Origin of the sequence: Photobacterium chitinilyticum, from assembly GCF_004104355.1 — a bacterium.
GTDB lineage: Bacteria > Pseudomonadota > Gammaproteobacteria > Enterobacterales > Vibrionaceae > Photobacterium > Photobacterium chitinilyticum.
In genome coordinates, this window is record NZ_RJLM01000002.1 from 90,843 (window position 1) to 115,963 (window position 25,121).

The 25,121-nt window shown below is 46.1% G+C and carries 21 protein-coding genes; 10 read left to right on the plus strand and 11 right to left on the minus strand.

Annotated elements, in window-relative coordinates; all coding sequences use genetic code 11:
- The first annotated feature begins 193 nt into the window (after nt 1–193).
- The gene (locus EDI28_RS06635; protein WP_233353300.1) at nt 194–2,101 is read left to right on the plus strand and encodes a methyl-accepting chemotaxis protein; all 1,908 of its coding nucleotides are present in this window, start codon (nt 194–196) and stop codon (nt 2,099–2,101) included.
- A 145-nt stretch (nt 2,102–2,246) separates the two neighbouring features.
- Here EDI28_RS06635 and EDI28_RS06640 read toward each other — a convergent pair whose 3' ends face one another.
- The 3 genes from EDI28_RS06640 to EDI28_RS06650 all read right to left on the minus strand — a co-directional run bounded on the left by EDI28_RS06640 (nt 2,247) and on the right by EDI28_RS06650 (nt 6,439).
- On the minus strand, nt 2,247–2,504 hold the full coding sequence (locus EDI28_RS06640; RefSeq protein ID WP_128783073.1) for a hypothetical protein: 258 nt from the start codon (nt 2,502–2,504) through the stop codon (nt 2,247–2,249).
- A gap of 72 nt (nt 2,505–2,576) precedes the next feature.
- On the minus strand, nt 2,577–5,633 hold the full coding sequence (locus EDI28_RS06645) for an efflux RND transporter permease subunit (RefSeq protein ID WP_128783074.1): 3,057 nt from the start codon (nt 5,631–5,633) through the stop codon (nt 2,577–2,579).
- Between the two features lie 11 nt (nt 5,634–5,644).
- Complete coding sequence (locus EDI28_RS06650) at nt 5,645–6,439, minus strand: efflux RND transporter periplasmic adaptor subunit (RefSeq protein ID WP_128783075.1); 795 nt, start codon at nt 6,437–6,439, stop codon at nt 5,645–5,647.
- A gap of 135 nt (nt 6,440–6,574) precedes the next feature.
- On the opposite strand from EDI28_RS06650, the gene EDI28_RS06655 reads away from it, so the two are divergent.
- Together EDI28_RS06655 and EDI28_RS06660 are read left to right on the plus strand one after the other, a co-directional pair.
- A complete protein-coding gene (locus EDI28_RS06655) occupies nt 6,575–7,255 on the plus strand; it encodes a response regulator transcription factor (RefSeq protein WP_128783076.1) in 681 nt (226 codons plus the stop codon).
- 5 nt (nt 7,256–7,260) lie between these two features.
- Nucleotides 7,261–8,520, plus strand: coding sequence for a sensor histidine kinase (locus EDI28_RS06660; RefSeq protein ID WP_128783077.1), 1,260 nt, complete (start codon nt 7,261–7,263; stop codon nt 8,518–8,520).
- Nucleotides 8,521–8,608: 88 nt separating this feature from the next.
- Here EDI28_RS06660 and EDI28_RS06665 read toward each other — a convergent pair whose 3' ends face one another.
- A complete protein-coding gene (locus EDI28_RS06665) occupies nt 8,609–9,952 on the minus strand; it encodes a DUF4397 domain-containing protein (RefSeq protein ID WP_128783078.1) in 1,344 nt (447 codons plus the stop codon).
- A 188-nt stretch (nt 9,953–10,140) separates the two neighbouring features.
- Here EDI28_RS06665 and EDI28_RS06670 point away from each other — a divergent pair, with 188 nt between their 5' ends.
- The 4 genes from EDI28_RS06670 (at nt 10,141) to EDI28_RS06685 (ending at nt 13,658) form a co-directional block, all read left to right on the plus strand.
- A complete protein-coding gene (locus tag EDI28_RS06670; RefSeq protein WP_128783079.1) occupies nt 10,141–10,770 on the plus strand; it encodes a hypothetical protein in 630 nt (209 codons plus the stop codon).
- Between the two features lie 80 nt (nt 10,771–10,850).
- Nucleotides 10,851–11,420, plus strand: coding sequence for a sigma-70 family RNA polymerase sigma factor (locus EDI28_RS06675; protein ID WP_128783080.1), 570 nt, complete (start codon nt 10,851–10,853; stop codon nt 11,418–11,420).
- The gene (locus EDI28_RS06680; RefSeq protein ID WP_128783081.1) at nt 11,413–12,096 is read left to right on the plus strand and encodes a ChrR family anti-sigma-E factor; all 684 of its coding nucleotides are present in this window, start codon (nt 11,413–11,415) and stop codon (nt 12,094–12,096) included. The genes EDI28_RS06675 and EDI28_RS06680 overlap by 8 nt, the downstream gene beginning before the upstream one ends.
- Nucleotides 12,097–12,494: 398 nt before the next feature.
- Nucleotides 12,495–13,658: a glutathionylspermidine synthase family protein gene (locus EDI28_RS06685; RefSeq protein WP_128783082.1), complete on the plus strand. Its 1,164-nt coding sequence runs from the start codon at nt 12,495–12,497 to the stop codon at nt 13,656–13,658.
- Between the two features lie 58 nt (nt 13,659–13,716).
- Here the strand turns inward: EDI28_RS06685 and rarD are convergent, their stop codons facing one another.
- The 7 genes from rarD to EDI28_RS06720 all read right to left on the minus strand — a co-directional run bounded on the left by rarD (nt 13,717) and on the right by EDI28_RS06720 (nt 22,341).
- Nucleotides 13,717–14,610 carry an EamA family transporter RarD gene (gene rarD / locus EDI28_RS06690; protein ID WP_128783083.1) on the minus strand — a complete coding sequence of 298 codons (894 nt, stop codon included), beginning with the start codon at nt 14,608–14,610 and terminating at the stop codon, nt 13,717–13,719.
- A gap of 26 nt (nt 14,611–14,636) precedes the next feature.
- The gene (locus tag EDI28_RS06695) at nt 14,637–16,502 is read right to left on the minus strand and encodes a methyl-accepting chemotaxis protein (protein WP_128783527.1); all 1,866 of its coding nucleotides are present in this window, start codon (nt 16,500–16,502) and stop codon (nt 14,637–14,639) included.
- Nucleotides 16,503–17,094: 592 nt separating this feature from the next.
- Nucleotides 17,095–18,249 (minus strand): M20 aminoacylase family protein, encoded by a 1,155-nt coding sequence (locus EDI28_RS06700; RefSeq protein WP_128783084.1) that lies wholly within the window; start codon nt 18,247–18,249, stop codon nt 17,095–17,097.
- Between the two features lie 55 nt (nt 18,250–18,304).
- Nucleotides 18,305–19,276, minus strand: coding sequence for a DMT family transporter (locus tag EDI28_RS06705; RefSeq protein WP_128783085.1), 972 nt, complete (start codon nt 19,274–19,276; stop codon nt 18,305–18,307).
- A gap of 76 nt (nt 19,277–19,352) precedes the next feature.
- A complete protein-coding gene (locus EDI28_RS06710) occupies nt 19,353–20,306 on the minus strand; it encodes a DMT family transporter (RefSeq protein ID WP_128783086.1) in 954 nt (317 codons plus the stop codon).
- Nucleotides 20,307–20,329: 23 nt separating this feature from the next.
- Nucleotides 20,330–21,100 carry a maleate cis-trans isomerase family protein gene (locus EDI28_RS06715; protein ID WP_128783087.1) on the minus strand — a complete coding sequence of 257 codons (771 nt, stop codon included), beginning with the start codon at nt 21,098–21,100 and terminating at the stop codon, nt 20,330–20,332.
- 74 nt (nt 21,101–21,174) lie between these two features.
- Entirely contained in the window at nt 21,175–22,341 is a 1,167-nt protein-coding gene (locus EDI28_RS06720) for a M24 family metallopeptidase (protein WP_128783088.1), read from the minus strand.
- A 349-nt stretch (nt 22,342–22,690) separates the two neighbouring features.
- On the opposite strand from EDI28_RS06720, the gene EDI28_RS06725 reads away from it, so the two are divergent.
- The 3 genes from EDI28_RS06725 (at nt 22,691) to dpaL (ending at nt 25,035) form a co-directional block, all read left to right on the plus strand.
- Nucleotides 22,691–23,368 (plus strand): helix-turn-helix transcriptional regulator, encoded by a 678-nt coding sequence (locus tag EDI28_RS06725; protein WP_128783089.1) that lies wholly within the window; start codon nt 22,691–22,693, stop codon nt 23,366–23,368.
- A 24-nt stretch (nt 23,369–23,392) separates the two neighbouring features.
- Entirely contained in the window at nt 23,393–23,779 is a 387-nt protein-coding gene (locus EDI28_RS06730) for a RidA family protein (protein WP_128783090.1), read from the plus strand.
- Between the two features lie 68 nt (nt 23,780–23,847).
- Complete coding sequence (gene dpaL / locus EDI28_RS06735; RefSeq protein WP_128783091.1) at nt 23,848–25,035, plus strand: diaminopropionate ammonia-lyase; 1,188 nt, start codon at nt 23,848–23,850, stop codon at nt 25,033–25,035.
- Nucleotides 25,036–25,121 lie beyond the last annotated feature (86 nt).

Sequence of the window (25,121 nt, forward strand, 5' to 3'; positions counted from 1 at the left end):
TTGAATAAATGCTCAACTTGCATTTTAAACACAGTTGTCATCGAACCCATGAGCGGATTTTTCGATTTTGCAATATTCGACTGATCATTCATGAAAACTAATGCCTCTAAAATATATCGTTATCTCTTAAGATCCTATCTATGGCCATCTTAAGGAACTGTCATTTAATAAAGCCATCGAAAGGAGTGTAAAAGTGAAGCTAACGATAAGAAATAAAGCGATACTGGCTACAGTATCTGCCGCTTTAGTGATCATTGCTGCGATGGGAACGTATTCCTTTAACTCGAGTTGGAACATACTGATCGACAAAACATTTCAGCGTGAGTTGCCCGCAGTCTTGGGAGAGGTGAGCAACGATTTAAATGCTCAACTCAACGTCCCCGTCACAGCTTCACAAGTTATCGCCCTATCCCCTCTTTTTACCCAATATTCAAGCAATAGCTCCAAGCAAGAAATTTCAGCGTACCTTTCCGAGGTGAGGACTGAATTTAATGCCATCACCTCTTACTTTATTTCGGACGAGGATAAGACCTACTATACCCCAGCCGGAATATTGAAAACGATGAGCGCCACCGGCGCAGCAGATCAATGGTTTCACCAATTCATGAAATCAAACAAACCCTTTGAGCTATCTATTGATACAGAAGGTGCAACAGGCATCCCAACGATGTTTGTTAACTATGCCGTCATGCGCAATGGCCGTCGGATAGGTGTCGCCGGTATCGGACTCACCCTCGACAAGGTTACCGAACTTATTAGCCAGTTTCGTATAGGTGAAAGCGGTATCGTCTTTCTGGCCGACGATAAAGGTATAATCAAAGTTCACCCTCAAAAACAGCTTGTTGGGCAATCACTTTCCGTTCTGGGCATAAACAACTTTCAATCCTTTCTCGGAACAAAAGAGTCCACAGTACGAGAATTAGAGCTTGCCGGTAGTCCACAGATAGTTGGTAGCAAGGCATTGCCGGGAATAGGCTGGACGCTGATCACCCAGTTGCCAAGGCAAGAAGTATTGGCCTACCTAAACAGCTTTAGCCTAAACATGATCATTATGGGGCTGGTCATCGCAGCGATATTTATTCCTCTCTCTGCCTGGTCAATCAACCGACTGCTTTCGCCTTTCGTGCATGTTGCCCTGCTATTGGAAAATATTGGCAAAGGTGGCGGCGATTTAACCCAAAGGCTAGATGATTCTCGTCATGATGAAGTCGGACAAATCGCCAGAGGATACAACCAGTTTGTGCAATACCTCAGCGAGTTGCTCCAAAATATATCTGATACCGAAAAAGAGATTTCGTCTTCGATTCAGAGTGTCGACCAGCTTGCCTGCTCGATGGAACAAGAAATCAAGCAACAGACAAGCAAAATAGAACAAGTTGCCACCGCAATACACGAAATGGGAGCGAGCTCGGACGAAGTAGCCCAAAGTGCCAATGGTGCAGCTACCAGTGCTGCTGCAGCCTCCGATGCGATATCAACAGGCCATCAGTCTGTTACCGCAACCTATGAAAGTGTCGAAAACATGAACAAACAACTGAGCGATACAGATGAGGTTGTGGCCCAGTTAGCTCAGGACGCCAATTCCATTGATACCGTACTTGATGTCATTAGCGGGGTATCAGAGCAGACCAATCTCCTTGCACTCAATGCCGCTATTGAAGCCGCCCGAGCCGGTGAGCAGGGACGTGGGTTCGCCGTCGTAGCAGATGAAGTCAGAACTCTGGCGTCAAGAAGCCAACAATCGACGGAAGAGATCCGCGTCATTATTGATCAACTGCAAAAACGTACCGATGCGGTAGTCAACGCGATAGCAACAAGTTCAGATCTCGGAAAAACCTGTCAGACCGAAGCTTCTCACTCAGAGCAACAGCTCACCGCAATTTCGACCAATGTCAGCGAAATGAATGCAATCAACATGCAAATCGCCTCCGCGACAAACCAGCAATCAAGTGTAATTAATGAGATATCTCCTCACGTCACCAGTATTGCAGAAATTGCCCATCAAAGTGACGCCATGGTTGAGCAGACAGCAAGAGATTGCCATCAGTTAAAACAGAAAGCCGATCACCTCTCAAGCTTGGTGAGTCAGTTTAAGTTTTAATTTATGAAAAAGCCCCCAAATCAATTGGGGGCCTTTTCATCATCCTAGTAAGTTTTATAGATTAATGTGCTATTGATCAAAAAACACTTCTGTTCAAAAAACGTTATTGGTCAAATATCATTATTAACCAAAATTTATTAATCCATTATTTTTTTCTGAGTTCAGCTAACCCATCTACACCAGACTTGGCGACGGTCTTACCAAGGTCACTTAAATCCACGCCTTCCTCATCATAATTAAAGAAGTAGAGCATTGCGTTTCCAAATATCGCAACGGCACAGCAGGCCATTACAATCATCGGTACCAATCCCAGCAAATCCAATTCTAATAAAACAAAGCAAACAACCATTACACTGGCATTCATCGCCATTGCGAATAATTTCTTTTTCTTATATTGAGTCATGATCAAACCTCGGTGCTTATTCAGCACTTTTTATTACCTAGCAATATATAAGCAATGAATATCATAGAGGTTTTACGCAAATGTCGACTCAGCTCTCATTTGTAGTGTTTCCTCTGTGTCAGCTCTGTTTATTTCTCGGCTAAAAAACGTCAGGTACATGCACGGGATCACGATAAGTACGACGGGCAATGAAAACAATAAGCCATAGCCCAATGTAAGTGACATCGGCCCCATGTAGACATCGGTTCCACCAACCCCATAAGCGAGGGGAAGCAATCCAGCAACAGTTGTCATTGATGTCAGAACAATCGGCCTCAATCTGCTTGTAGATGCTTCAATTATCGCTTCCAACACCACCACGCCTTCAGCTCTCAGTTCATTGATTCGGTTGATCAGTACCAACGAGTTATTCACCACAACCCCTGTCATCCCGAGAACACCAATCAGCGCAAAGAGTGACAATGGCTGCATGTGGACAAACAGCGCCATCAATGAAGCAGCAATTGCAAACGGGATCACCGTCATCACCAACATAGGTTGCAGCAAAGATCCGAACATAACAGCCAATACGAAATAAATCCCGATAATTGCCGCCGGAAAGGCAACAACAAAGCCACTCATGGTTTCATTGGTACTTTCGGCTTCACCGCCTATTTCTAGTTTTATATTAGCCGGCATTATGCCTTCAAGCGCTTGTGTCAGCGTTTGACTAATCATATTTGGCGTGAGCTCTTGATCGATAATTTGTGCCGTTACAATGACCTGGCGCTCACCATTGTAATGCTGGATCTGGCGCGGTACATCGATACGCTCAACTTTCGCCAGCCGACTAAGCGGCACCTGCGAGCCATTTGCCGTATATATTTTAGTTGTACTGAGGCGGCGAATATTACGATATTCCGCATCCATGAGAACACGCATCTCAACTTCCTGATCTCCCAGCCAGGTCGACGTTACTGTCTCACCTTCAAAAGCAATGCGTAGCGTGGTCGCCAAATCAGCCACTGTCAGGTTGTAACGAGCTAACCATTCGTACTGGGGAACGATTTGCAACTGAGGATCTTGCAGTGCTTCGGTATTGGTCACTTTACTGAGGCCTGACTGTTGATTTAGCCACTCCGTCACCAGCGCAACCGCTTCATCACGATCCTGCTGTTTCCCTCCAAGTACTCGTACTTCAACAGGTTCCCCGGGAGGGGGGCCGCCAGCATCAATCGACAGCTTGACGAAAGCCAATTCCGCAACATTCTCTAACTGTGTATTTAATTCAAGCAGGATATCCTCGGCACTGCGTTCACGCTGTTCAAAACTTGATAATACAATCAACCCCGTTGTCGCCGGACTACTAAAGGTAAGCTGATAGCTGACCAGCTCATTCTCGGGCAAAGACAGAATAGCCTGTTCAAGTAAGACATGCGCGGCTCTTACATCTTCGAGTGGTGTTCCCGGTATTACCTCGGTATACACTTCAATATATTTTGCCGATTCAGAAGGGAAAATATCTAACTTCAGTGTCGTTACCAGCCAACCGCTTAGACCGAGTATTAGCAGTGCGACAAACAATACGCTCTTTTTATAGTTCAGGCAGCGCGTAAGCAACCGGGTGTAGACCGACATGACAGACTGAAAACGATCTGGCTGGGAAGCCTTCTGCTCTGTATCTTTCAGTGAGTCGGCCAAGTGTGCTGGCAGGGTGAACGTACATTCCGCAAGCGAGAACAGCAGCGCGGCAATCACCGTTAATGGGATCACTACTATCGCCTTACCCATTGTTCCCGGAATAAAGAACATCGGGATGAAGACCAACGCCGTAGTCGTCAGGCTCGCCATTATGGGCTTAAGCACCTTTTGGGTTCCGTCGATCGCGGCTTCTAAGGCCTTTTTCCCTTTTTCTTTCTCTTGATAAATACTCTCGGCAATAATCACCGAGTCATCCACAATAATGCCGATAACCAGCAATAGCGCTGACAGAGTAATACTGTCGAGATTCATGCCCAAAGCGGGCAAGATTGCCATCACACCTAGTACGCAGAACGGGATAGATACCGAGACCCAAAAAGCAATTTGTCGCTTCAGGATAAAACTCAACACCAACAGCACCAATATCAACCCGATACCACCGTTAATCGAGACAATTGAGAACTTGTCGCTCATATCATCAGCCAGATTCAAGCCAATTTCAAAACGATATTGGTCACCCAAACGCTGCTGCTCGGTAGCAATAAGTGTCTTGATATTATTAACGGTGGCAATAATGTCGGCACTGGCGCTATTAGTAACACTGAACAAAATAGCCGGCTGACCATTGATCACCGCTTTCTCGGTCGCTTTCTCGAAGGTATCGGTCATCGTGGCAATATCAGACAGTCGAACCAAGCCTCCCGTCGGCAATACCTTGATCACCAGTTGGCCGAGCTCTTCCACCGACTGTATTTGAGTCATGGTCACAAGACGCTGCTCGCTATTCCAAGACTCCACCACACCGCCGGACAGCGACAGGTTTCGGCTGTTCACCGCGTTGATCACGTCATCAAACGTCAGTTGGTAGCGACTCACTTTTTCAGGATCGACTTCTATCCAAAACTCGCGTTCGCTAAAGCCCGTCATTGTCACGCTACCCACACCGGAAAGGCTTTTTAGCGACTTTTCAAGTGTTCGGGCATAAGGTTGCAGGCTCGCATAATCGCCGTCATGGCTTACACCAAAAGTCAGTACTTCGAACGAAGATGTACCGCGCTGTTCGACAACTGGCGGGTTGGTAATATCCTTAGGTAGGCCCTTAACACGATCGACCGCTTGCTGAATATCGCGCAGCACTTTGGCAATATCAGCCGCTTCATCCACCTCGATAGATATATGAGAGACGCCTTCTGTCGATTGCGACGAATATTTTCTGATCCCCTGAACTGACTTAAGCTCTTTTTCGATTTGGTTGGTAATATTTAGCTCAATATCCTGTGCCGTGGCACCAGGGTATTGCGTTGTTATATCAACTTCTTCAAAGGCAATATCAGGAAGCTCCTGAAGCTTCAACATGCTCAGCGAGGCCAGACCGATCATTAACACCATCATCGTCAAAATGCGGGCGAGAAAACTCCTACGGGAAAAATAAGCAATAAAACCCTTCATGATCCTGCCCTTTAAGATTGGTTATTAGAATGTGTAAGGCTGCCAGTCAATGTTGTCGATGCATGTATCGACATACCCGGCTTAAACAGATGATCGGGATTACTGATTTCCACCTCGACAGGGTAGGCAAAAGTGGCCGGATCAATTTCCACTCCGATTCGCTTGATTTGAGAACGAACCTTGTGATCAGGATTGGCTTCTGCCCAGACTTCTACCTCTTGCCCGATACGGAGCTCTCCAATGTCATACTCGCTGGCTAACAAACGTACATTAAGCACATCAATATTGACGACCTGATAAAGCAGATCGCCCTGATTCACCCAGGCACCGTCTTCTACTGAACGGTTGACAATGTAACCATCGATTTCGGCACTCACTCGAGTACTTCCCAAATCCAACTGGGCTTTCTGAAGTTCTATTTGTGCCAGAGCCACCGCAGCCTTGGCGGCATCAAAATCGGCGGCGGCAATATCTAGCTCGTTCTGTGACAGGCTGTTTTTGTTTCTCAATTCGTTATAACGGTTGTAGAGAGACTGTTTGATTGTCAGATCAGCCTTAACCAAAGCGAGGTTGGCTTTTTGCTTGCTAATTTCCAGTTCAAAATCCTGCGCCTTAATTTCTGCAAGCACACTGCCAACGGACACGATAGAACCAGTTTCAAAATCTGCCGATTCAACCATACCGCTAACTTCAGACACCACACTAACCATGCTTTTGCTTTTGGTGTGACCAATAAGATCCACAGCCAACGACGAAGTTGATAGCAAGGCTCCTGTTAACCCAATAGCAATCAAACTATTTTTCATGACGATACTCCTCAACTGTTAATGCGTTTAGTCTGACGGCAGGAATGTCGAGTTTTTGTCAAATGCACGAATTGACAAAAATTCGACAGAAAGTTGCTACCATAGAGAACAAAGACCATCGACTCCCGAGGCAACATGCTGACTGACAAACAAATATTGATTGTTGAAGATAACGACGAATTACAGGGGATTTTGGCCGATTTTCTGGAAGTTAAAGGCGCGGAAGTCGATTTTGCCGATAACGGCGAGCTTGGCCTAAAGCTCGCAATCGAGAATGAGTTCGATGCGATTATTCTTGATGTGATGATGCCGAAGAAAGACGGTTGGCAGGTCGCAAGGGAACTCAGGGATCAAGGCTGTACCACACCAATCTTGATGCTAACCGCTCTTAACGGTAAGAGTGATTTACTTAAAGGCTATCAAAGCGGCATCGATGACTTTGTTACCAAACCCTTTGATTTTCAGGAACTGGAAGTTCGCTTGGCGGCGATCATCAAGCGCTACCGTGGTGAGGTTGCCAGTGCAATCATTCAATTCGGCGACTTGAAAATTGACCAAAACTCGCACCGGATAACGCGTAACAATACCGAGTTAACCGTCACCCCGGTGATGTATCAAATACTGGTCAAGCTCGTCAAAGCGGCCCCTGAAGTTGTCTCGCGCGAAGCGCTAATCCAAGCGGTTTGGGGCGATGAGTCACCCGACAAAGATCTCCTGCGTGGCCATATTTATTTACTGCGTAGCGTACTGGACAAGCCTTTTGAGAAAGCAATGTTGGTAACGGTTCCTAAATTTGGCTTCAGGCTGGAAGGATAGACCAGATGTTCAAATCGGTTCGCGGCAACGCGATTAAACACGTCAAAGCCCGATTGCTATTTATTTTTTCAACAATTGCATTGATTTCGTCCTTTCTGGTCTTTTTTCCTTTCTCTATGTACTTAGTGCTCAATGAAGATAACCAGATAGCCCAACATCTGGTGTCCTTCAAACAAATTGCCACAAAGCATTACACCTTGGAACAAAATGATTTCGCTCAGCTTAGTCCTAATGTAAGCGCCTACTACAACCAAGAAGCCCTGCCGGACAGAATCAAAAAGCTGATACCTTTGGCAGAAAATGATATCACCCGGCATCGTTCGTTTTTCTCGGATGGTTTTGTCGTTTTCCACTCGAGTTTCACCGATCTCCAAGGTAAACAAATTCCCCTCTACCTGACGATTGATGCACGAGCGATGGAGTTTGGCGATGATGGCTGGGACGTGCTTTTACTGATATCGTTCGCGCTAATGATTTTCTTGATTACATTTTTGCGCTTTTCCCTCCGTCGAGTATTCGATGGCTTAATGTCGCCAATCACTGAACTCAGCCACCAGCTACAACATAACCCAAACGACAACTTTGCAGTATCGGATCGTTCAATTGACGAGTTGCAAACCCTCACCAGGCATTTGAATGAATACAAACAAATGAAAGAGCGCCTCGCCAAACAGGAGCTGATGTTTGCCAAGTATGCAAGCCACGAACTGAAAACCCCCATCGCCATCGTGCTAGGGGCAGCCAACCTCCAAGGAATGAAAGATGATCCTGTTTTTCAGGCCAAACAGCGGGAACGCATTCTCATCGCGGCCACCAATATGCATGCAACCGTTGAAGTACTCCTGAATATCGTAAAGCAGGAGAATGCCAACGAAGCTAATGCTATGCGGACGGTCAGTGAAAACGAAATATCACAGGATAAGTTTCGCACTAAACTCAGCGATGGAGTCGAGCTGAGGTTTTTGATTGAACCCGATACCCAAACCAACATGCCGGAACCGGTACTGCACATGATCATCAAAAACCTTGTAAACAACGCCATTCGCTTTACCCCGAAGGGACGAATAACCGTCCATATTGATAGCAATGCAGTCAGCGTAACAGACACCGGGTGTGGCCTGATAGGCAACACCGAGACCGAGCACGGTTTGGGGCTACTTATCGTCAGGCGGCTATGCCAAAGCTATGGCTGGGAATTTGAGCTAAGGCAGAATCCAGAACAGGGTTGTACGGCAGAGTTAAATTTGCTGCCGATATCAAACTAATTAGCTATGACTTTGATATAGCTTTATGGTGAAAAAAGCCAGCCGCAGGGCTGGCAAAGGTTGGCTCGTACACAGAACACAAACAAGGTTATGGTGCTGAATTATCAACATTGAGCATCAGGCCGCCCGCGAAGTCATCCGTCGCCACCACAGAGTAGACACCACCGTCCTCGACCATGGCCATCGCTTCGACAGCCGGAGAAAAAGTGCCGTCGCTAGCCAAGATCACCGCCAAGAAATAGGTACCGGCAGGTACGTTCAGCGTCGCTGTATCTTTAAAATCAACACCCTTGATGACCGCCGTTGTTTCATCAAACACACCGTCTGCCGACGCATGGATATCAACTAAACCTAGATCACCTGCTGTCGGGCTTGCATGAACAACACGTACTTTCCCGTACAGTGCAACAGAGCGGAGATCTTCAGCAATAACCAAAGGCTCTATGGTCGAGTCGGTAACGCTATTTAGTTTACCGACGGCATAAATACTGGTCGTGGTTCCAGCCTCGATACTGGTATCAGGCGCATCAATAACCACTAAACTGTTGTCTATTGAAGCAGCAACGCTCAAGTCATAGCTATCGGGTTCAAGATCCAAGCTCCGAAACTCCCTAAAGGCAATCATAGTTAGGCCATCAACAGGCGAACCAGAAGCCAGCACATCAACCTCGGGAGCATCATCTACTGCATGCACCACCCTCACAGTGGCTTTTTCCTCTTTATTTCTCAAAATTGCTGCGCCTTCCCCATCAGCCACCAAGAGGTTAACGGGTGATACTGCGCCTCCGTCAACATTCGGTACCGCCGTGATCATTAAATCACTTCCCCCAGCCAGATCTAACTCGCCACTGTCAAACACAATACTTTTTTCACCAGCAAGAGTTACTCGAATTCGGTAAGTACCAGACGAAATAGTCACCGGTAAGTCAGGGCTATCGATCTTGAATTCAAGCCCGCCGACAGACGGCTCAACGCCGTCAATAGTCTCATCCGTTGCCAGGTAGATGTCGACTCCAGACACATCAGGATGAGCATGCAGTACATCAATACGTACTTCACCGGCTTCAGGGCCGATACTCTCCCGGCTTAGCACGACAGGCTCAATATCAGCGGCACTATTCAATGCAATAATGTCGTACTGCATATCTGGCGCAAAATCCAGATTAGCCCCAATAACCTCGGTTTTCTCACCTCCGGCAAGCAGTGCCTCGACACCGATATTGTAAGTACCTTCCTCTAGATTCAAAAAGCCGCTCGCAACTTGATAATCCACTTCTTCCAGCCCATCAACCACTTTACCATTTATCGTAATAGCAACCAGCGGAGCATCGCTACTGGCATGAGTCACACGTAACTGCGGTTCATCTTCAAGCAAACAGCCAGTTAATAACACTGTCGAACCTAACACTAACGCTAACGAATTGGCTTTCATTCGAATACCCTCTTCCTGTTCATTGTTGGTCGGGATAAGTTACGAACAAGAATATTGATTCGATCATCAATATCTGGGGATATTCTTATATCCGGCGATAGGCCAATAATTTCACAGGCATTTTTATTTCAGTCATCTAAATCATCAATTGGTGCGTAATGAATAAAAACGACCACTTGGAGATGCTTGTGCAAAAGAAACTTTTTCAACCACACACACATCAAATACGCACTCTGCCTTTTCTCGCTACGACCGACCACCAGCTACCGCAAGGCAGGGATCAGATACGGGGAAGCGGAGTTCTGTTTAGCCAAATGGTTCTCGATGCTGTTCGCTCGGGGGGAATTTGGATCATGATGCAAGATTACAACGGAGTTAAAGCCGATAGACCAGGAGACATTGTTACATTCGCGCAGATCAACACCGTTGATTGGCTCTCCGGAGACCAAATTCAGGTAAATATCGAGCTTACCCATTGGGGCAAGATAGATCCCGTACAAAACAAACGATCGGATCAATATCTAACCGCGAACCCATTTCCTCTATGGCAAACCAACCAGACAATGAATGCGGATGACAGGCTCGTTGTTCGGCTAAAACAATGGCAGGCAGAATACGCACACCTGCAGCAAGCACAAGATGTTAGGCATACCTCAGCCAATGACCCATGCTGGCTTTGTTGGCGATGGCTGGAACTACTGCCCCTACCTATATGTACCAAGCAAAAACTGCTTAAAAAACCGGGGCCAAGTCTTTGTCTCCGCTACATCAAAAAAATGATCCACCAAAGTGATCGTTATACCGGCTTGTTGCGTTAAACAGGTATTGATCCCATGCTTGCAGTAGAACGATGATAAAAATCAGTCGATATACTCACTCCGAGAAGATCAAGGAGCCCATGCTCAACGAAGACTTACCTGCTATTGATGTGGCATCGCTATTGTTTAACATTGCTAATTCGCGGTGTAAGCACAGCTATGAAAAACTTTTTGTTCTGGTCGCTCCCAAACTACTCAATTTTTCGCGCAAACAGCTGAGAGATGATTCGATGGCGATGGAAGTTGTTCAGGAAACGATGCTCAAAATATGGCTCAAATCTCATCTCTATGATGAATCTAAAGGTGCCGCTTTAACATGGATTTACTCGGTCGCCCGAAACGTCAAATTTGATCTGCTGCGCAAATCAAAGCATCAAAACGACTGGGTGCAGGGAGATGACCTTTGGCCAACATTGAGTGAGGAACCTGATCCTGAACGTATCCCCAAAGAGTTTCATGCCATCGTCACTCGCGAACTCAAAGATCTTGTCGAAACCTTGCCACCGGCTCAGGCCGAGGTGGTCAGACTGATCTGTTTGCAGGGAGCGTCACACCAGGAAGTAGCTGACGCATTAGGCGTACCGTTAGGTACGATAAAAAGCCGGCTTCGATTAGCATTACAGAAAATGAAGGAGGCTATGGATGACTGATATCCGTTTCCACCCAACCGATGACACATTGGCATGCTACACCGCGGGCGATCTCGACTCTGCTTCCAGTATCATGCTTAGCGCACATCTGGAAATGTGCAGCCATTGTCGTGCCCGTGTTGACACACTTGAAAATACTCAGGCGCAACAACTGGCTTTGACGCCATCGGAGCCCCTATCCGATGAACTCAATAACCTGCTCGGTACTATTCTCTGTCATCAAGAAATGCCTCAAGAGGAAGCCCACGATTCTGACAAAGCTACCGAAGCACATATTGAAGTCAACAGTAAGACATTTCGACTACCCCGTGTATTGCAACGGCACGAAGACCAAATCGGTCCCTGGAGCCGCTTGCCGGGAAACATAAAGCGGGCCAATGTGTCAACTAGCGGCCACAGCAAAATGAACTTCATCTATATGGACTGTAATAGTTCTCTACCACAGCACACCCACCAAGGGCAGGAAATCACCCTGGTACTTGCTGGAGAGTTTATGGACGAACACGCCACCTACAAGCCCGGTGATTTTATTATCCAGACACCGAAGCATCAGCATTCGCCTAAAACTCGGGAGGATCAGGATTGCCTTTGCCTGACGTTATTAGATGCTCCGCTGCACTTTACTTCAGGCCTTGCTACCCTTCTGAATCCATTTAGCCAGTTGTTCTTCCGCTAACCCGTTTTTTGCTAGCCCGTTTCTTTTGCTAGCGTAGTATCTACTCTACCGGCCTAAATTGTCAGTTCACCATGCAACTGGCAATTGGGCGCTTAGTCACAATTACATCATTAGCACTGTTCAAAAAACATCCAATTAGGTTTATTGCTCTAAATCGCTCCCATACACTTCACCTTGCATTCCTTCGGGATGTTAGTACCGAACTATTATGCGAATCTAGCGTCCGCTATTGGTACAAGGCCTCTTCACTCCATCACTGACCAACCATTGAAGAGGCCTTCTTCTACCGCTTCCTTTTCAGGTTCGCTTCCAAAACTGCTACTTAAACTACAGCCTACTGATACCAAGCCATGTACACTGAGGGTTATTCCTAAAAAACAGCAACATAAGGATGGAGCATGCTTCGAATTGAAAGTAAAGAGCGGCCACACTGGCGAACTCTAGCCAAAGAATACGGATTTGGCTTTCATAGCATGTATGATCAACCCTATTGGGACGAAACCGCCTACTACCAATTTACTCTTGAGCAGATCGAGCGGGATCTGGAAGATCCCACCGAAGAAATTCACCAAATGTGTCTCGAGGTAGTTGATACTGTTATTCGCGACGAGTACTGGCTACGACGATTCCAGATCCCCGAGGCGATGTGGCAAAACGTCCTCGACTCCTGGCAGCGCAAAGAGCCCTCGCTCTATTCCCGACTCGATTTCGCCTATGACGGCAAAGGGCACGCAAAGCTGTACGAGAACAATGCCGATACGCCGACCTCCCTCTATGAAACCGGTTTTTGGCAATGGCTATGGCTGGAAGATCAGGTCAACAACGGCTCGCTAAGACGCGATGCCGATCAGTTCAATCTGCTCCAAGAACTGCTTATGGGACGATTCCAGCAACTGGCTAGCCGTCAACCGGGACAAACGCTGCACTTTTCCTGCTGCAAAGACACCGAAGAAGACCGCGGCACCGTGCAATACATGGAAGACTGTGCCAAGGAAGCCGGACTCTCGACCGCCTTCGTTCACGTCGAAGATATCGGCCTCAACGGCAAGGGGGAGTTTACCGATCTAAAGGACAGGCCTATTCGCTGGATGTTCAAACTCTATCCGTGGGAGTTCATGTTTCGAGAGGAATACGGTAACAAGTTAGCCAGTGCCAATGTCAACTGGCTAGAACCAATGTGGAAGTCAATACTGAGCAACAAAGCGCTGCTGCCGATGTTATGGCAAAAGTTCGAAGGTCACCCCAACCTGCTACCCGCCTACTTCCCCGATGACCGGAAACTCGGCAATCTGCAAGACTATGTCATCAAACCTATTTTTGCCCGAGAAGGCGCCAACATTGAGATTGTTCAGGGTGGACGGCAGACCCTGAGAACCGAAGGTCCCTATGGTGACGAAGGAGTGATCTACCAAGCCTATCACCCGTTGCCAAAATTTGGCGACTATTACACCCTGATCGGCAGCTGGCTGGTTGATGATAAACCAGGCGGGATCTCAATCAGGGAAGATACCTCACGCGTCACCCAGGACATGTCACGCTATCTGCCCCATGTGATCTTGTAATATTGCTCAATCTATTAGTGTCGAATCGGGTATACACATATACCCGATTCGACAATTCCTAAGCCCGTCGCAGCGCCATTCTTGAGAAGACCAAGGCCTCTACAGTACACAGAATCAGTCCGATCCAGATGAAACCAAAACTGACAATTTTCACCTGATCCAATACTTCGCCAAAAATAAAAACTGCCAATATAAACTGCAAGCTGGGCTCGATATATTGGGTTAAACCAATCATTGTCAACGTCGTTCTTTCCACCGCCAGGGCAAAAAACACCAATGGCAACAAGGTAACGGGTGCTGCACCCGCATAGAGCCAAAAAGTGGTCATATTGCCCGCCAATACCGTCGAACTCTGATCTAGGTACCCAAACAGTACATAACCCAGCGCGAATGGCATTAGCAATGTCACTTCAACGGACATCGAAGTCAGCGAGTCGAACTTGATATATTTCTTAGTTAATCCGTAAAGGGCAAAAAAGCTGCCCATAACTAACGATAACCAAGGCAACTCACCATAGTAGTGAACCTGATAAGCAATACCGCAGATGGCAAATACCACCGCCGCCTTTTGCGCCCAGGTGAGCCTATCTTTAAGAAACAGCACACCAAAGGCGATGGAGAACAGTGGATTGATAAAATAACCAAGGCTTGCAGCCAATACCTGGTCGTTGGTTATCGCCCAGGTAAACGCATACAGTGAAATGCAATTAAGAATTCCGGCGATAAAACACAAGCACAATGACTGCTTATTTTTCATCGCCTGAGTGAAAGACAGGTTGGGTATTTTCAGGCACTTTAGAATCAATAGCATTAGCGGCACTGAGAAGATGATCCGCATTGCTATTAATTCATTAGTATCAGCCTGAGGCAAAAACTGAAAGTACAGGGGTAACAGCCCCCATAATACAAACGCTATGGTCGCTATAACATTGCCATGTATTCGAGCAAACATAATACCCATCCTGTAGGCGAACGAAATTAAACAATAAACTTGTTCAACAAAGTCTCTTGCTGTTGAACTTTCGAAACCTGCTCATTCATTTGCACTGATGACTCATGGGCACGGTCCGATACCTGCTGAGAGAGATCTTTTATCTTCAGCGTATTGCTGTTGATCTCTTCCGCAACCAAGCTCTGCTCTTCTGCCGCTGAGGCTATCTGAAGGTTCATATCAGAGATCTGAATAATTGAGTGCTTGATTTGGTTAAGTGAGCCGCCAGCTTCCAGCGCCTTGGCAACAGCCTCGTCGGTCAACGCCTTGCTTTTCTCCATAACGCTAGTGGCAGAACGAGCACCAGACTGAAGCTGGGCAATCATACTGTGAATTTCTGTTGTCGATTGCTGAGTGCGCTGCGCCAACGTCCGAACTTCATCCGCCACAACCGCAAAACCTCGGCCTGAATCACCGGCCCGGGCCGCTTCAATGGCTGCATTCAGTGCCAGTAAGTTGGTTTGGTCTGCAATCTCGTTGATCACCGAAAGGATTGATTCAATATTCCCCGTCGCGTTTTCCAAGTCCTGAACAACAATAACCGTCTCATCGATTTGCGTCGCCAGCGTACTGATAGCATCGGTCGTATGGGATACAACACTGACACCATCCTCTGCCGCCTTATCTGCCTCTTGTGCAGCAGCAGCAGCACCTTGGGCATTACCCGCAACGTCTGCAGACGTCGAAGCCATTTCATTCATTGCCGTTGCAAGCTGTTCCACTTCTGCCAATTGATTTGTAATATCCGTTGCGGTCAGCTTGGCCCCCTGAGTCGTGACTTCGGCATCAGAACCAATTTCAGTCCCAAGGAGTTTGGTCTCTTGGATAAGGAGCTGTAACTTTCCGGTAAATGCATTAAAGTTTGTAGCCAGTTCGGAGAATTCAATATCCGTATTGGTATCTAACCGGCGAGTCAGATCACCCTGCCCTGAAGCCACATCCTTCATTGCCTCATTCAAAATGCCTAATGGGCGCATAAAGTATTTCAATACAAACACCAGCGCGAGAACAGCAATAAGAACAAAGGCAATCGTCATAACCATTGATGACGAACGAAGCTGCAGAATTGATGAATACGCTTTTTCATAATCAAGAATGACACCGATATACCAGTCTTGACTATCAATAGGGGTAAAATCGATATAGGTCGGCTTACCTTTATAATCGATGAGTTTGTAGTTTTCGCTGATATCTTGGTTGCCAAGGAAATCTTTCAGGTTTTTACCAACCAACTTAGGATCAGGGTGAGAAACAATCGTTCCCCCCTTATTCACCATGAATATATATCCGGCATCAAACAAAGAGATCTGGTTAATGGTGTCAGAAAGAATACCTAAATTTAAATCATAAAAAATAGCCGCATCAAAACGTCCATTGTTATAAACAGGTGTCGCAATCGAGACCAGAACACTGCCCGTATCCCCCATGTAGGGAGCCGTGATAATGGTTTTGCCTTCGTTTTTGGCTCGTCTGTACCATGGACGAGTTCTCGGATCGTACGAACTGCCCGGCTGCCAATTAGGATCGTTACTCTGTATACGCCCGTCGGCCTCAAAGCCCATGCCAATCAAGGAAAAGGCATTCTTGGCAACTGGCTTATTGATAATACTGGCAATATGACTGGTTGAAACTTCATTCTCAATCACCTGTGCAGTATAGGTAGCCAATTGTGATTTTGATTCAATTTCACTATCGACAGTTGTTTTTACACCATTAACAATTTCTGCAATGCTCTGATGAATTAATGGCTCTACTTGTGATTTAACCTGTTTGTACTGTTGAAGTGATAATACAGACAAAGCCGTAAACACAATGATTGAGGATATGAACACAACCTTATGTTGAAATTTTATTTTCATAAATAGAAGACTTAACGTTGATTAATATTTGTTGAGGGTTTATTTACCTATGTAACTTTACGATATTGTTTGAACGTGAATCTGACCATACCAGCATTTCTCGGTAGTAGTGTTTAAGCAATACAAAGAATAGGCTAAACAAAATGAACATCAGTGTAATAAGGTGACTACTGTCTTTCACATTTGATGATGTGATGCTGAGTATAATACCAAGCCCAACACCTATAAAGCATAATAATTGTAACATCGGATAGGAAAGATAAAAAAAAGACTTAAGACTGAAAAGAATAGTGAATAACCATTTTTTAATCATCATCAAAACAAACCCCTTCTACTTATTAAAACATTATAAATAACACAGTCAGTTCCTTTGTCATCAATATTATTATTTAGTGGTATTTACTGATGACTAACAATACCTTTTAAGCCTCACTCAACGTTTGTATCAGGAAGTATATATCCCAAGGTGGTACAAGCTGTATCTACTGATGATGGTTGTCGAAATACCATTGAAGAGAGGCAGTGACCCGTATATTTACAAGCCGCTGCCATCATAGTCGGGAGCAATTTCTATAAAGTAGGTGATCTAGCCTTTATCTAGTTGCTGCTCAACCAGTGCCTGCCAATAGTTGACACCTTTCACTAGGATATTGTCATTAAAGTCGTAGTTTGGATTATGCAGCGCCGTACCGCCACACTCACCCTGGCCATTACCGACAAGAATGTAACACCCCTTCACCTCACGCAGCATGAAAGAAAAGTCCTCACTGATCGTAAACGGTTCGCAGCTACCATTCACATTCTCAGTCCCAACGACAGCCTCGGCGGCTTTAATAGCATGGGCCGTCTCTTCCGGGGTATTGATGGTAGACAGGAAGCTATTATTGAAATGGTACTTATAGTCCACACCTGCCGACATGCATTGCCCTGCGACAATACGCTCAATGGCTTTTTCAATCTTATGCAGGGCTTCATCAGTAAAACTACGGGTATCACCCGTGATCTTCACCTGAGATGGAATAACATTTACGGTGCCGTTTGTGGCAAATTCAGTCACGGAAATAACAGCCGTTTCATTAATCGCACTTAGATTACGCGATACAATTGTCTGCATGGCAGTAACAATCTGCGCGCCGACAACAATCGGGTCAGTCCCCATATGCGGCATCGCAGCATGGCCACCCGTTGCGATGACATCAATCTCAAAACTGCTCTCACTGGCCATCAACGAACTGGGGCGTGTTACAAACTGTCCTTCTGGAATACCGGGCAAATTATGCATGGCATAAATCGCATCCATATTCCAACGTGTGAACAGACCGTCTTCAATCATGGCTTTTGCACCAGTACCACGCTCTTCATCTGGCTGAAAGATAAAGTAGACTGTGCCATCAAATTTTTTGTTTTTTGATAACTCAGATGCGGCACCAAGAAGCATTGCTGTATGACCATCATGACCGCAAGCGTGCATTGCCCCCTCATGAACGGAAGCGTGATCAAATGTATTCGCCTCACAGATACGCAATGCATCCATATCGGCCCGCAGGCCAATAGAACGCTCGCTATCGCCGCATTTTAGAATCCCGACGACACCTGTGCCACCAATACCGCGATGAACGTCAAGCCCAAACTCTTCGAGTTTGTTGGCAACAAACTCTGATGTTTTATACTCTTCAGTACCAAACTCAGGATGCTTATGTAAGTGACGACGCCAGTCGATAACTTTCTGTTCAATGGTCATTTTTATTCTCCAACAAAATCTGCGCAGTAATGCTTAGCCACTGCGCATCTATCAATTAAGCTTCTTGAGGTTTAAGCTCTTTTTCATCAGTTTCTGTCGTTTCAAACTTGGTGAACACATAAAGCGCCACAACAATCAGTGAAACAATAACGGTTTTGCCCAGTGCCATTTGCTCGCCAAGCGTCACAACTGCAACCAAGTAACCGACAAGTGGCATCAAGTTAAGTGCCATCGTCGCTTTTTCTACACCGATACGTTTGAATGAGTAAAGCTGAACGAGGTAACTACCACCAGATATACCCGTGCCAAGGAAAATAAGTAAGCCAATCAATAACGGGCTAGATAGGATAATGCTAATTTGTGATAAATCTAAATCCAGTACAAAGACCATTACAATACCAAGCGCGGCAACAGAGATGTACTGGTAAAGCATCGATACAACAGACCCATACTTATCAGCAAGGCTCGCACGTAAATGCGCCGTCCATGCCAGTGCCAGCATCGAACAAGTTACATAAACATAACCCAATAGCGGTGTACCGCCTTCAATGCTGTTAGTTGGCCCAACGCTCATTGCGTAGATACAAATCGCAGAGGCAATAAATGCTCCCCATTGGATTTTGTTCATTTTAAAGTTCATGAACATCATGCCAAAGAAAACCGTCGCAAATGGCTGCATTCCCTGAATTACACCGTTTTCCGTCGCACCAATATGAGACAAAGAGAGAAAGTTAAACAGTGAGAACACACCTTGGCCGACAATCCCGCACAGAGCTATTTTCAGATAGTCTTTTTTCTCTATCTTTAACGATGAACCTAAATCTTTGCTTAAACTTGTACTGCGCGATGTGAAGAAAAATATGATGGAAAGACCGATCACCGCAGTTACATAACGAAAGAAAACCAACGTCATTGGATCGACAGCCATAGACAATGGCTTAGATACAACACCGGTAACGCCCCATATTACTGCAACAGCAATTGCAGCAACCCAACCTAAAAATGTATCTTTTTTAGTAATACTCATGGTACATGCCTTTCAAATTGCAAAATTCTTTCATGCAAAATGGGCAGTACACATTATGTACTGCCACATTAACTTATTATTCAGTTACAGTTTTTGGTTCTGCCGCCGTTTCTTTATGAGCAAACTTCATAAATAGCATCATAGAAACAACAACCACAGCCATCGCAAGCAAGCGCATTGGCGTTACCGCTTCACCCAGTGCGAAGACAGCCAGTACAAACGAAGACAGCGGCATTAGGTTCAGAGCCATACCGGTACCATCAACACCAACACGCTCCATTGCGTAAATGTACACGAGGTAACTTGTACCGGAGATACCCACACCAAGGATTACGATACATAGAACGCGTAGCGGCGAGCTAAAGATACCCAACGCTGAAGCGAAGTCAGCACCAGAGAACATCAGGTAAACCCCAAAACCAATCGATGCGAAGATAAACTGGTGGAACATAGTGGCAACAGAGCCATACTTTTCAGCTAGTTTTGCGCGAGCGTATGCTGTGCAAGAGAAGCTTGCAGCACTACCTAGGCAAATTAAGTGACCGATGTTGAAGCCGTTCGTTTCTGAGTTCGGATCCATAACCAAGATTGCAACACCAACGAAAGCACCAACAGCAGCGAGCATTTGCAGCATTGTAAAGCGGGCATTGTGACGGAAGAATCCGACAGTCAGGATCAAGATTGGGATCAGGCCCTGAATAACGCCATTTTCAGAGGCTGTAATGTATTCTAACGATAGGAATGACAGATAACTAAATGCACCCTGACCGACGATGCCACAGGCAGCAGCCCAGAACACATCACTGCGGTTATCCCACGTTAGTTTGAAATCAGCTTTTTTCTTCATCTTGCCAGTTGATAAACCGACATTAAACACTATGCCTAAGGTAATGAAGGCCACGGTATAGCGAGCCCATACCAGTACCTGCGCATCCATCACTTCCAGAATAGGTGTACCGACAATCCACGGTATACCCCAAAGCAATCCGATAAAGATCGCTGCAATCCAACCCTTCACTGTGTTACTCATGATCTAATCCTTTCTTCTATCACTTATTGGTTTAGTAGGCGTCCATAACCTGGACACTGCGCTGCTTTTCCAGTCAGATGCATCGCATGCCAGAACATTGCTGAATTACTGCAAACAACGGGAATATCAAATTTGTCTTCAATTTCCTGAATATGATCGAGCACACGCAGGTTGGTACAAGACATAAAGACCAAATCGGCACCGGAATCCGGCAGGATTTTATCTAGTGCTTCTAGCATCGACTCTTTCGAGACTGTTGTTATATCTGTATCTTTTTCAATACCCAGCGAGCCCAAAACGACAACGTCAAATCCAGCGTTGGTCAACTGTTGATAAAGAGGGAAATTAACTTCAGTCGGGTATGGAGAGAAGACCGCAATTTTTTTTGCACCTAAATGCTTGAATGCAGCTTGTGCAGCGGTCCATGGGTTGGTCGCAGGAATGTCACCACGATTTTTCGTCAGCAGGTTAGCAACCTTCTCCTCACCAATAATGATAGAGGCCGAGGTACAACCGAAAGCCATCACATCCATCGGCAAACCTGTGGCAATTAAGTCCGAGGCTTCGCTGATTCCTGTTGCTATCTGATCCAGTGCTTCAGGTGTCATTTCACTGCTGTAATAAACGCGAGAGCTAAATACGCCAGCTTGGGTACCGAGCAACTTTGCCCAGTCCATTTCTAATGAATGATCAGTACTGAGCTGAACAAGGCCAATGTGAACACGACCAATACGCGGTGCCTGTACATGAGTAAGTGGCGTTTCAAACTTCTGGAATTCTTCAATCGTTTGCATGATTATGATCTTTTTATAGTTATGTTGCTTTGTTGCCATGCCGAATGAATCGACATGGCACACAGGAATCAATTTTATGGGATAACAATCAACTCAGGCTCGGCACGCTTGCTCAGCCACTCTGCACCGTCTTCGGTGATCACGATGTTCTCTTCGTGAACCATTGACTTACCAGGCGCATACACCATTCCCGGCTCAAGAGTCATCACCATTCCAGGCTTCAGAATCGTATTGTCAGTTGCTGTGTTGGATGGACGCTCAGTCAGCTCCATACCCAGGCCGTGGCCAAGACGGCCAACATCGTTGCCCAAGGCACCATTCGCTTCTAGCACCTTCCACATTGCGTTGTAGATATCGGTAGTAGTCGCGCCAGGACGTGCGGCTTCAAAGCCTTTCGTCGTTGCTTCATAGGTTGCGCGGTAAGCAGCTTTGGTTTCTTCGCTTGCACTTCCGAATGCCCAGTTACGGTCAAAGTCAGAGAAGTAACCATCACGAACTGCACCGGTATCAATGATCAGCACATCGCCCTCTTCGATGACGCGATCTGTTGGTCCCATAATGATGCTGTCGTAACCATCAGGACCAGAACCGGCGATGATATACGGACATTCATCGGCACCTTCAAGCAGCATGTCGATGCGGAACTGCTTACAAATTTCACGTTCTGTCATGCCTGAACGAGCATAATCAGGGATCTTGTTGAAACCGATGTTGGTGATGCGACAGATTTCACGAGTCTTCTCAATCTCAGCCTGTGATTTAATCTGACGTAGCTCGTGCATCGCTAGTGACACATCCACAAACTCTTTTTTCACCATGGTGGTCAGTTTCAGGTAATTGTTAACCGGCATACGTAGGTGAGATTCAATACCTAATGTTGCGCCCACTCGGCCGTAACGACATGACATTGAATTCAACGCACTGGCTACCAGGCTGATCCCGTCATCTTCAGGACGTGGTGACGGCCAGGTTATGATGTTTTCAACCCAGGTACCCGCCATACCGCTGGCGCCGATTTCAGGAATAATCGCAACTGGCTTACCTTCTGCAGGCACAATGACAAACCAAGGACGAGTCGGGCTGTGCCAGAATTGAGTATGGAAACCGGTAAAGTAGCGAACATTCGGCTCGGTAGTAAAAATCATCGCGTCGAGTTTCATCTCATGCATGACTTTCTGTGCACGCGCTGTTCTGTGTTCAAATTCAGACGTTTCAAAACCACGTTGTAAATAGTTAGTCATTACGACCTCTTCCTTATTGTCATGGCTGTGTGGTGATGGCTTTAGGGCACAGAAGTGAACGATAAGCGCCACACAGTTCAATATTGTTTACGTTACTGTGGTGCATCTTACTGAAAGCTGAGTTAAATAATGTGACCTGCGTCGCGCAGTTAACTTTAGTGCACTATCAAGAGAGTTATTTGGAATATTATGTGATTTAAGTCAATTTTAGTGACCTTTAGTTAACTTTGCAGTTGTCAGATATCGCAAATTATAGTTTTATAGTTACACAAAGTTGATTTTAAACTTGCTTTATAACCAACTGAGGAACAAAATAGTTAACAGTCTCAGTTCACAATAGTGGTCATAAATGAAAACAACAGCATATGCATCGTATAATGCAGAATTTACCGACAAAGACAGAGAGTTCTTAGTTACTTATTTTCGGTTAGCCGACACCATTGCTGATTTTATCGGTCCTCATTGCGAGGTAGTGATCCACTCGTTCGAAAGCTTAGAGAAATCAGTCGTCAAGATCGTCAATGGCCACCATACCGGTCGTACGGTTGGCTCTCCGATCACTGATCTCGGGCTAAAAATGCTTAGTCTGATCGAGAAAACAGGCGAAGTGACACCAAAGAGTTACTTCACCACCAGCAAAGACGGCTCTTTGCTTAAATCAACCACCTGCGTATTGGCAGGTGAGAACGGTAAACCGATAGGATTATTCTGTATCAACATGAATCTTTCCCATCCCTTTCCGGAAATTATCAAAACGCTAATGCCCGATATGGCAAACACGCATGTCGCTGTTAGCGAGAATTTCAGTTCATGTGCGACCGATGTGATTGAGCAGGCGCTTAGTCACGCTATTCAAGAAATTGAAAACGACGCATCGGTCAACTTGAAAGGCAAAAACAAAGCGATTACCAAGCTATTGCTTGAAAACGGGGTATTTGAATTAAAAGAGGCGACAGCAATGGTTTCCGAGCGACTCGGGATCACTCGCCATGCAGTTTATAAATATATCCGCGAATTCAAATCGTAACTACTGACACTAAAGAGAAAGACAATGAAAACAAAAATCCACACAGATCTAGCCCCAGCAGCAATTGGTCCATACTCACAGGGCCTTGCATTCAAAGATATGGTTTTCACCTCTGGCCAGCTTCCGCTAGACCCGAAAACAATGGCTTTTGTTGAAGGCGGCATTAAAGAGCAGGCTCGTAAGTCGCTTGAAAACCTGAAAGCGGTGCTGGAAGAGAGCGGTGCATCATTGGACTCTGTGCTGAAAACAACTTGTTTCCTGTCTGATATGGAAAACTTTGCGGCGTTTAACGAAGTGTATACCGAAGTATTTGGTACCGAAAACGCACCGGCTCGTTCATGTGTCGAAGCTGCCCGTCTACCTAAAGATGCACTGGTTGAAGTTGAAGCTATCGCTTTTATCAACCAATAAAATGAAGTGAGGCCATCCGTCGCCGACGATGGCCTCATCCCTGTTCAGCCCCTTTCGAAGTGATGATTATGCTTAAAGTATCTAATAACCAGTTTTATACCGGTGAAACCTGTTCTCTCTTCACGACAGAAATCGCGCAACGTACTCGCGAATTTCATCGTCAAATTGATGGTTACCAGCCAACACCTTTAGTTTCATTGCCTCAGCTTGCCTCTAAACTCGGCGTTAAAGCCATTTTGGTGAAAGATGAATCACACCGTTTCGGCCTAAATGCATTCAAGGTGCTAGGCGGTTCATATGCGCTGGGCAGACTGCTGGCTGAACACCTGGAAATGGATATTTCTGAAATCGACCTGAAAACCGTTGCCTCGAAGTTAGACAAGCCGCTGGTATTTACCACCGCGACCGCAGGCAACCATGGTACAGGCGTAGCATGGGCCGCTCGCGAAATGGGCCAGAAAGCCGTGGTATACATGCCAAAAGGCTCGGCACAAGCCAGTGTCAACCGAATCAAGGGGCTTGGTGCCGAGTGTATCGTTACCGATGTTAACTACGATGATACGGTTCGCCTCGCCAACAAGACCGCCGAAGAAAACGGCTGGATGTTGGTACAGGATACGGCGTGGGAAGGTTACGATAAAATTCCGACTTGGATTTCTCAGGGTTATATGACAATGGCCGACGAAGCCATTGAGCAAGCAACCGCAATGCCTGAAGGCCTGCCGACACACGTTATGCTTCAGGCTGGCGTTGGCGCTATGGCCGGTGGCGTTCTGGGCTACCTGGCTGACAAACTGGGTGCAGATAACTTTAAAACCGTTATTGCCGAGCCAAGTGCTGCTGATTGCATCTTCCGCTCTGGATCAAGCAAAGACGGCAACATGGTCAACGTAACGGGCGACCTAAACTCCATCATGGCCGGACTGGCCTGTGGCGAACCAAACCCTGTTACCTGGCCAATTCTACGTAATTGCAGCGATGTATTCGTCTCTGTAGACGATAATGTTGCCGCAACAGGGATGCGTATCCTTGGCAACCCTTTACACGGCGATACAGCTGTCACCAGCGGTGAGTCAGGCGCAATCACAATGGGTCTGCTGCACCTACTGGCAAATCATCCGGAAGGTCAGAAAGTCGCGCAAAATATTGGCCTTGACCAAGATGCTGTCGTTATGATTTTCAGCACCGAAGGCGATACCAATGCCGACCGTTACCGCCAAATCGTTTGGGAAGGCAAACTGCCTCTTAACGACTAAGCATAATCAGAGACCCATCATTAGCTTGATGGATTAACTGACAAAATATGACCCCCTCTAAACAACAAGTTTAGAGGGGGTTATTT

Coding starts and splice junctions, on each gene's coding strand:
- EDI28_RS06725 (WP_128783089.1), top strand. CDS start 22,691: ATGAAAACAACAGCATATGCATCGTATAATGCAGAATTTACCGACAAA.
- EDI28_RS06640 (WP_128783073.1), bottom strand. CDS start 2,504: ATGACTCAATATAAGAAAAAGAAATTATTCGCAATGGCGATGAATGCC.
- EDI28_RS06655 (WP_128783076.1), top strand. CDS start 6,575: ATGCTGACTGACAAACAAATATTGATTGTTGAAGATAACGACGAATTA.
- EDI28_RS06730 (WP_128783090.1), top strand. CDS start 23,393: ATGAAAACAAAAATCCACACAGATCTAGCCCCAGCAGCAATTGGTCCA.
- EDI28_RS06705 (WP_128783085.1), bottom strand. CDS start 19,276: ATGAGTATTACTAAAAAAGATACATTTTTAGGTTGGGTTGCTGCAATT.
- EDI28_RS06660 (WP_128783077.1), top strand. CDS start 7,261: ATGTTCAAATCGGTTCGCGGCAACGCGATTAAACACGTCAAAGCCCGA.
- EDI28_RS06685 (WP_128783082.1), top strand. CDS start 12,495: ATGCTTCGAATTGAAAGTAAAGAGCGGCCACACTGGCGAACTCTAGCC.
- EDI28_RS06700 (WP_128783084.1), bottom strand. CDS start 18,249: ATGACCATTGAACAGAAAGTTATCGACTGGCGTCGTCACTTACATAAG.
- EDI28_RS06720 (WP_128783088.1), bottom strand. CDS start 22,341: ATGACTAACTATTTACAACGTGGTTTTGAAACGTCTGAATTTGAACAC.
- dpaL (WP_128783091.1), top strand. CDS start 23,848: ATGCTTAAAGTATCTAATAACCAGTTTTATACCGGTGAAACCTGTTCT.
- rarD (WP_128783083.1), bottom strand. CDS start 14,610: ATGTTTGCTCGAATACATGGCAATGTTATAGCGACCATAGCGTTTGTA.
- EDI28_RS06710 (WP_128783086.1), bottom strand. CDS start 20,306: ATGAGTAACACAGTGAAGGGTTGGATTGCAGCGATCTTTATCGGATTG.
- EDI28_RS06650 (WP_128783075.1), bottom strand. CDS start 6,439: ATGAAAAATAGTTTGATTGCTATTGGGTTAACAGGAGCCTTGCTATCA.
- EDI28_RS06680 (WP_128783081.1), top strand. CDS start 11,413: ATGACTGATATCCGTTTCCACCCAACCGATGACACATTGGCATGCTAC.
- EDI28_RS06665 (WP_128783078.1), bottom strand. CDS start 9,952: ATGAAAGCCAATTCGTTAGCGTTAGTGTTAGGTTCGACAGTGTTATTA.
- EDI28_RS06645 (WP_128783074.1), bottom strand. CDS start 5,633: ATGAAGGGTTTTATTGCTTATTTTTCCCGTAGGAGTTTTCTCGCCCGC.
- EDI28_RS06715 (WP_128783087.1), bottom strand. CDS start 21,100: ATGCAAACGATTGAAGAATTCCAGAAGTTTGAAACGCCACTTACTCAT.
- EDI28_RS06675 (WP_128783080.1), top strand. CDS start 10,851: ATGCTCAACGAAGACTTACCTGCTATTGATGTGGCATCGCTATTGTTT.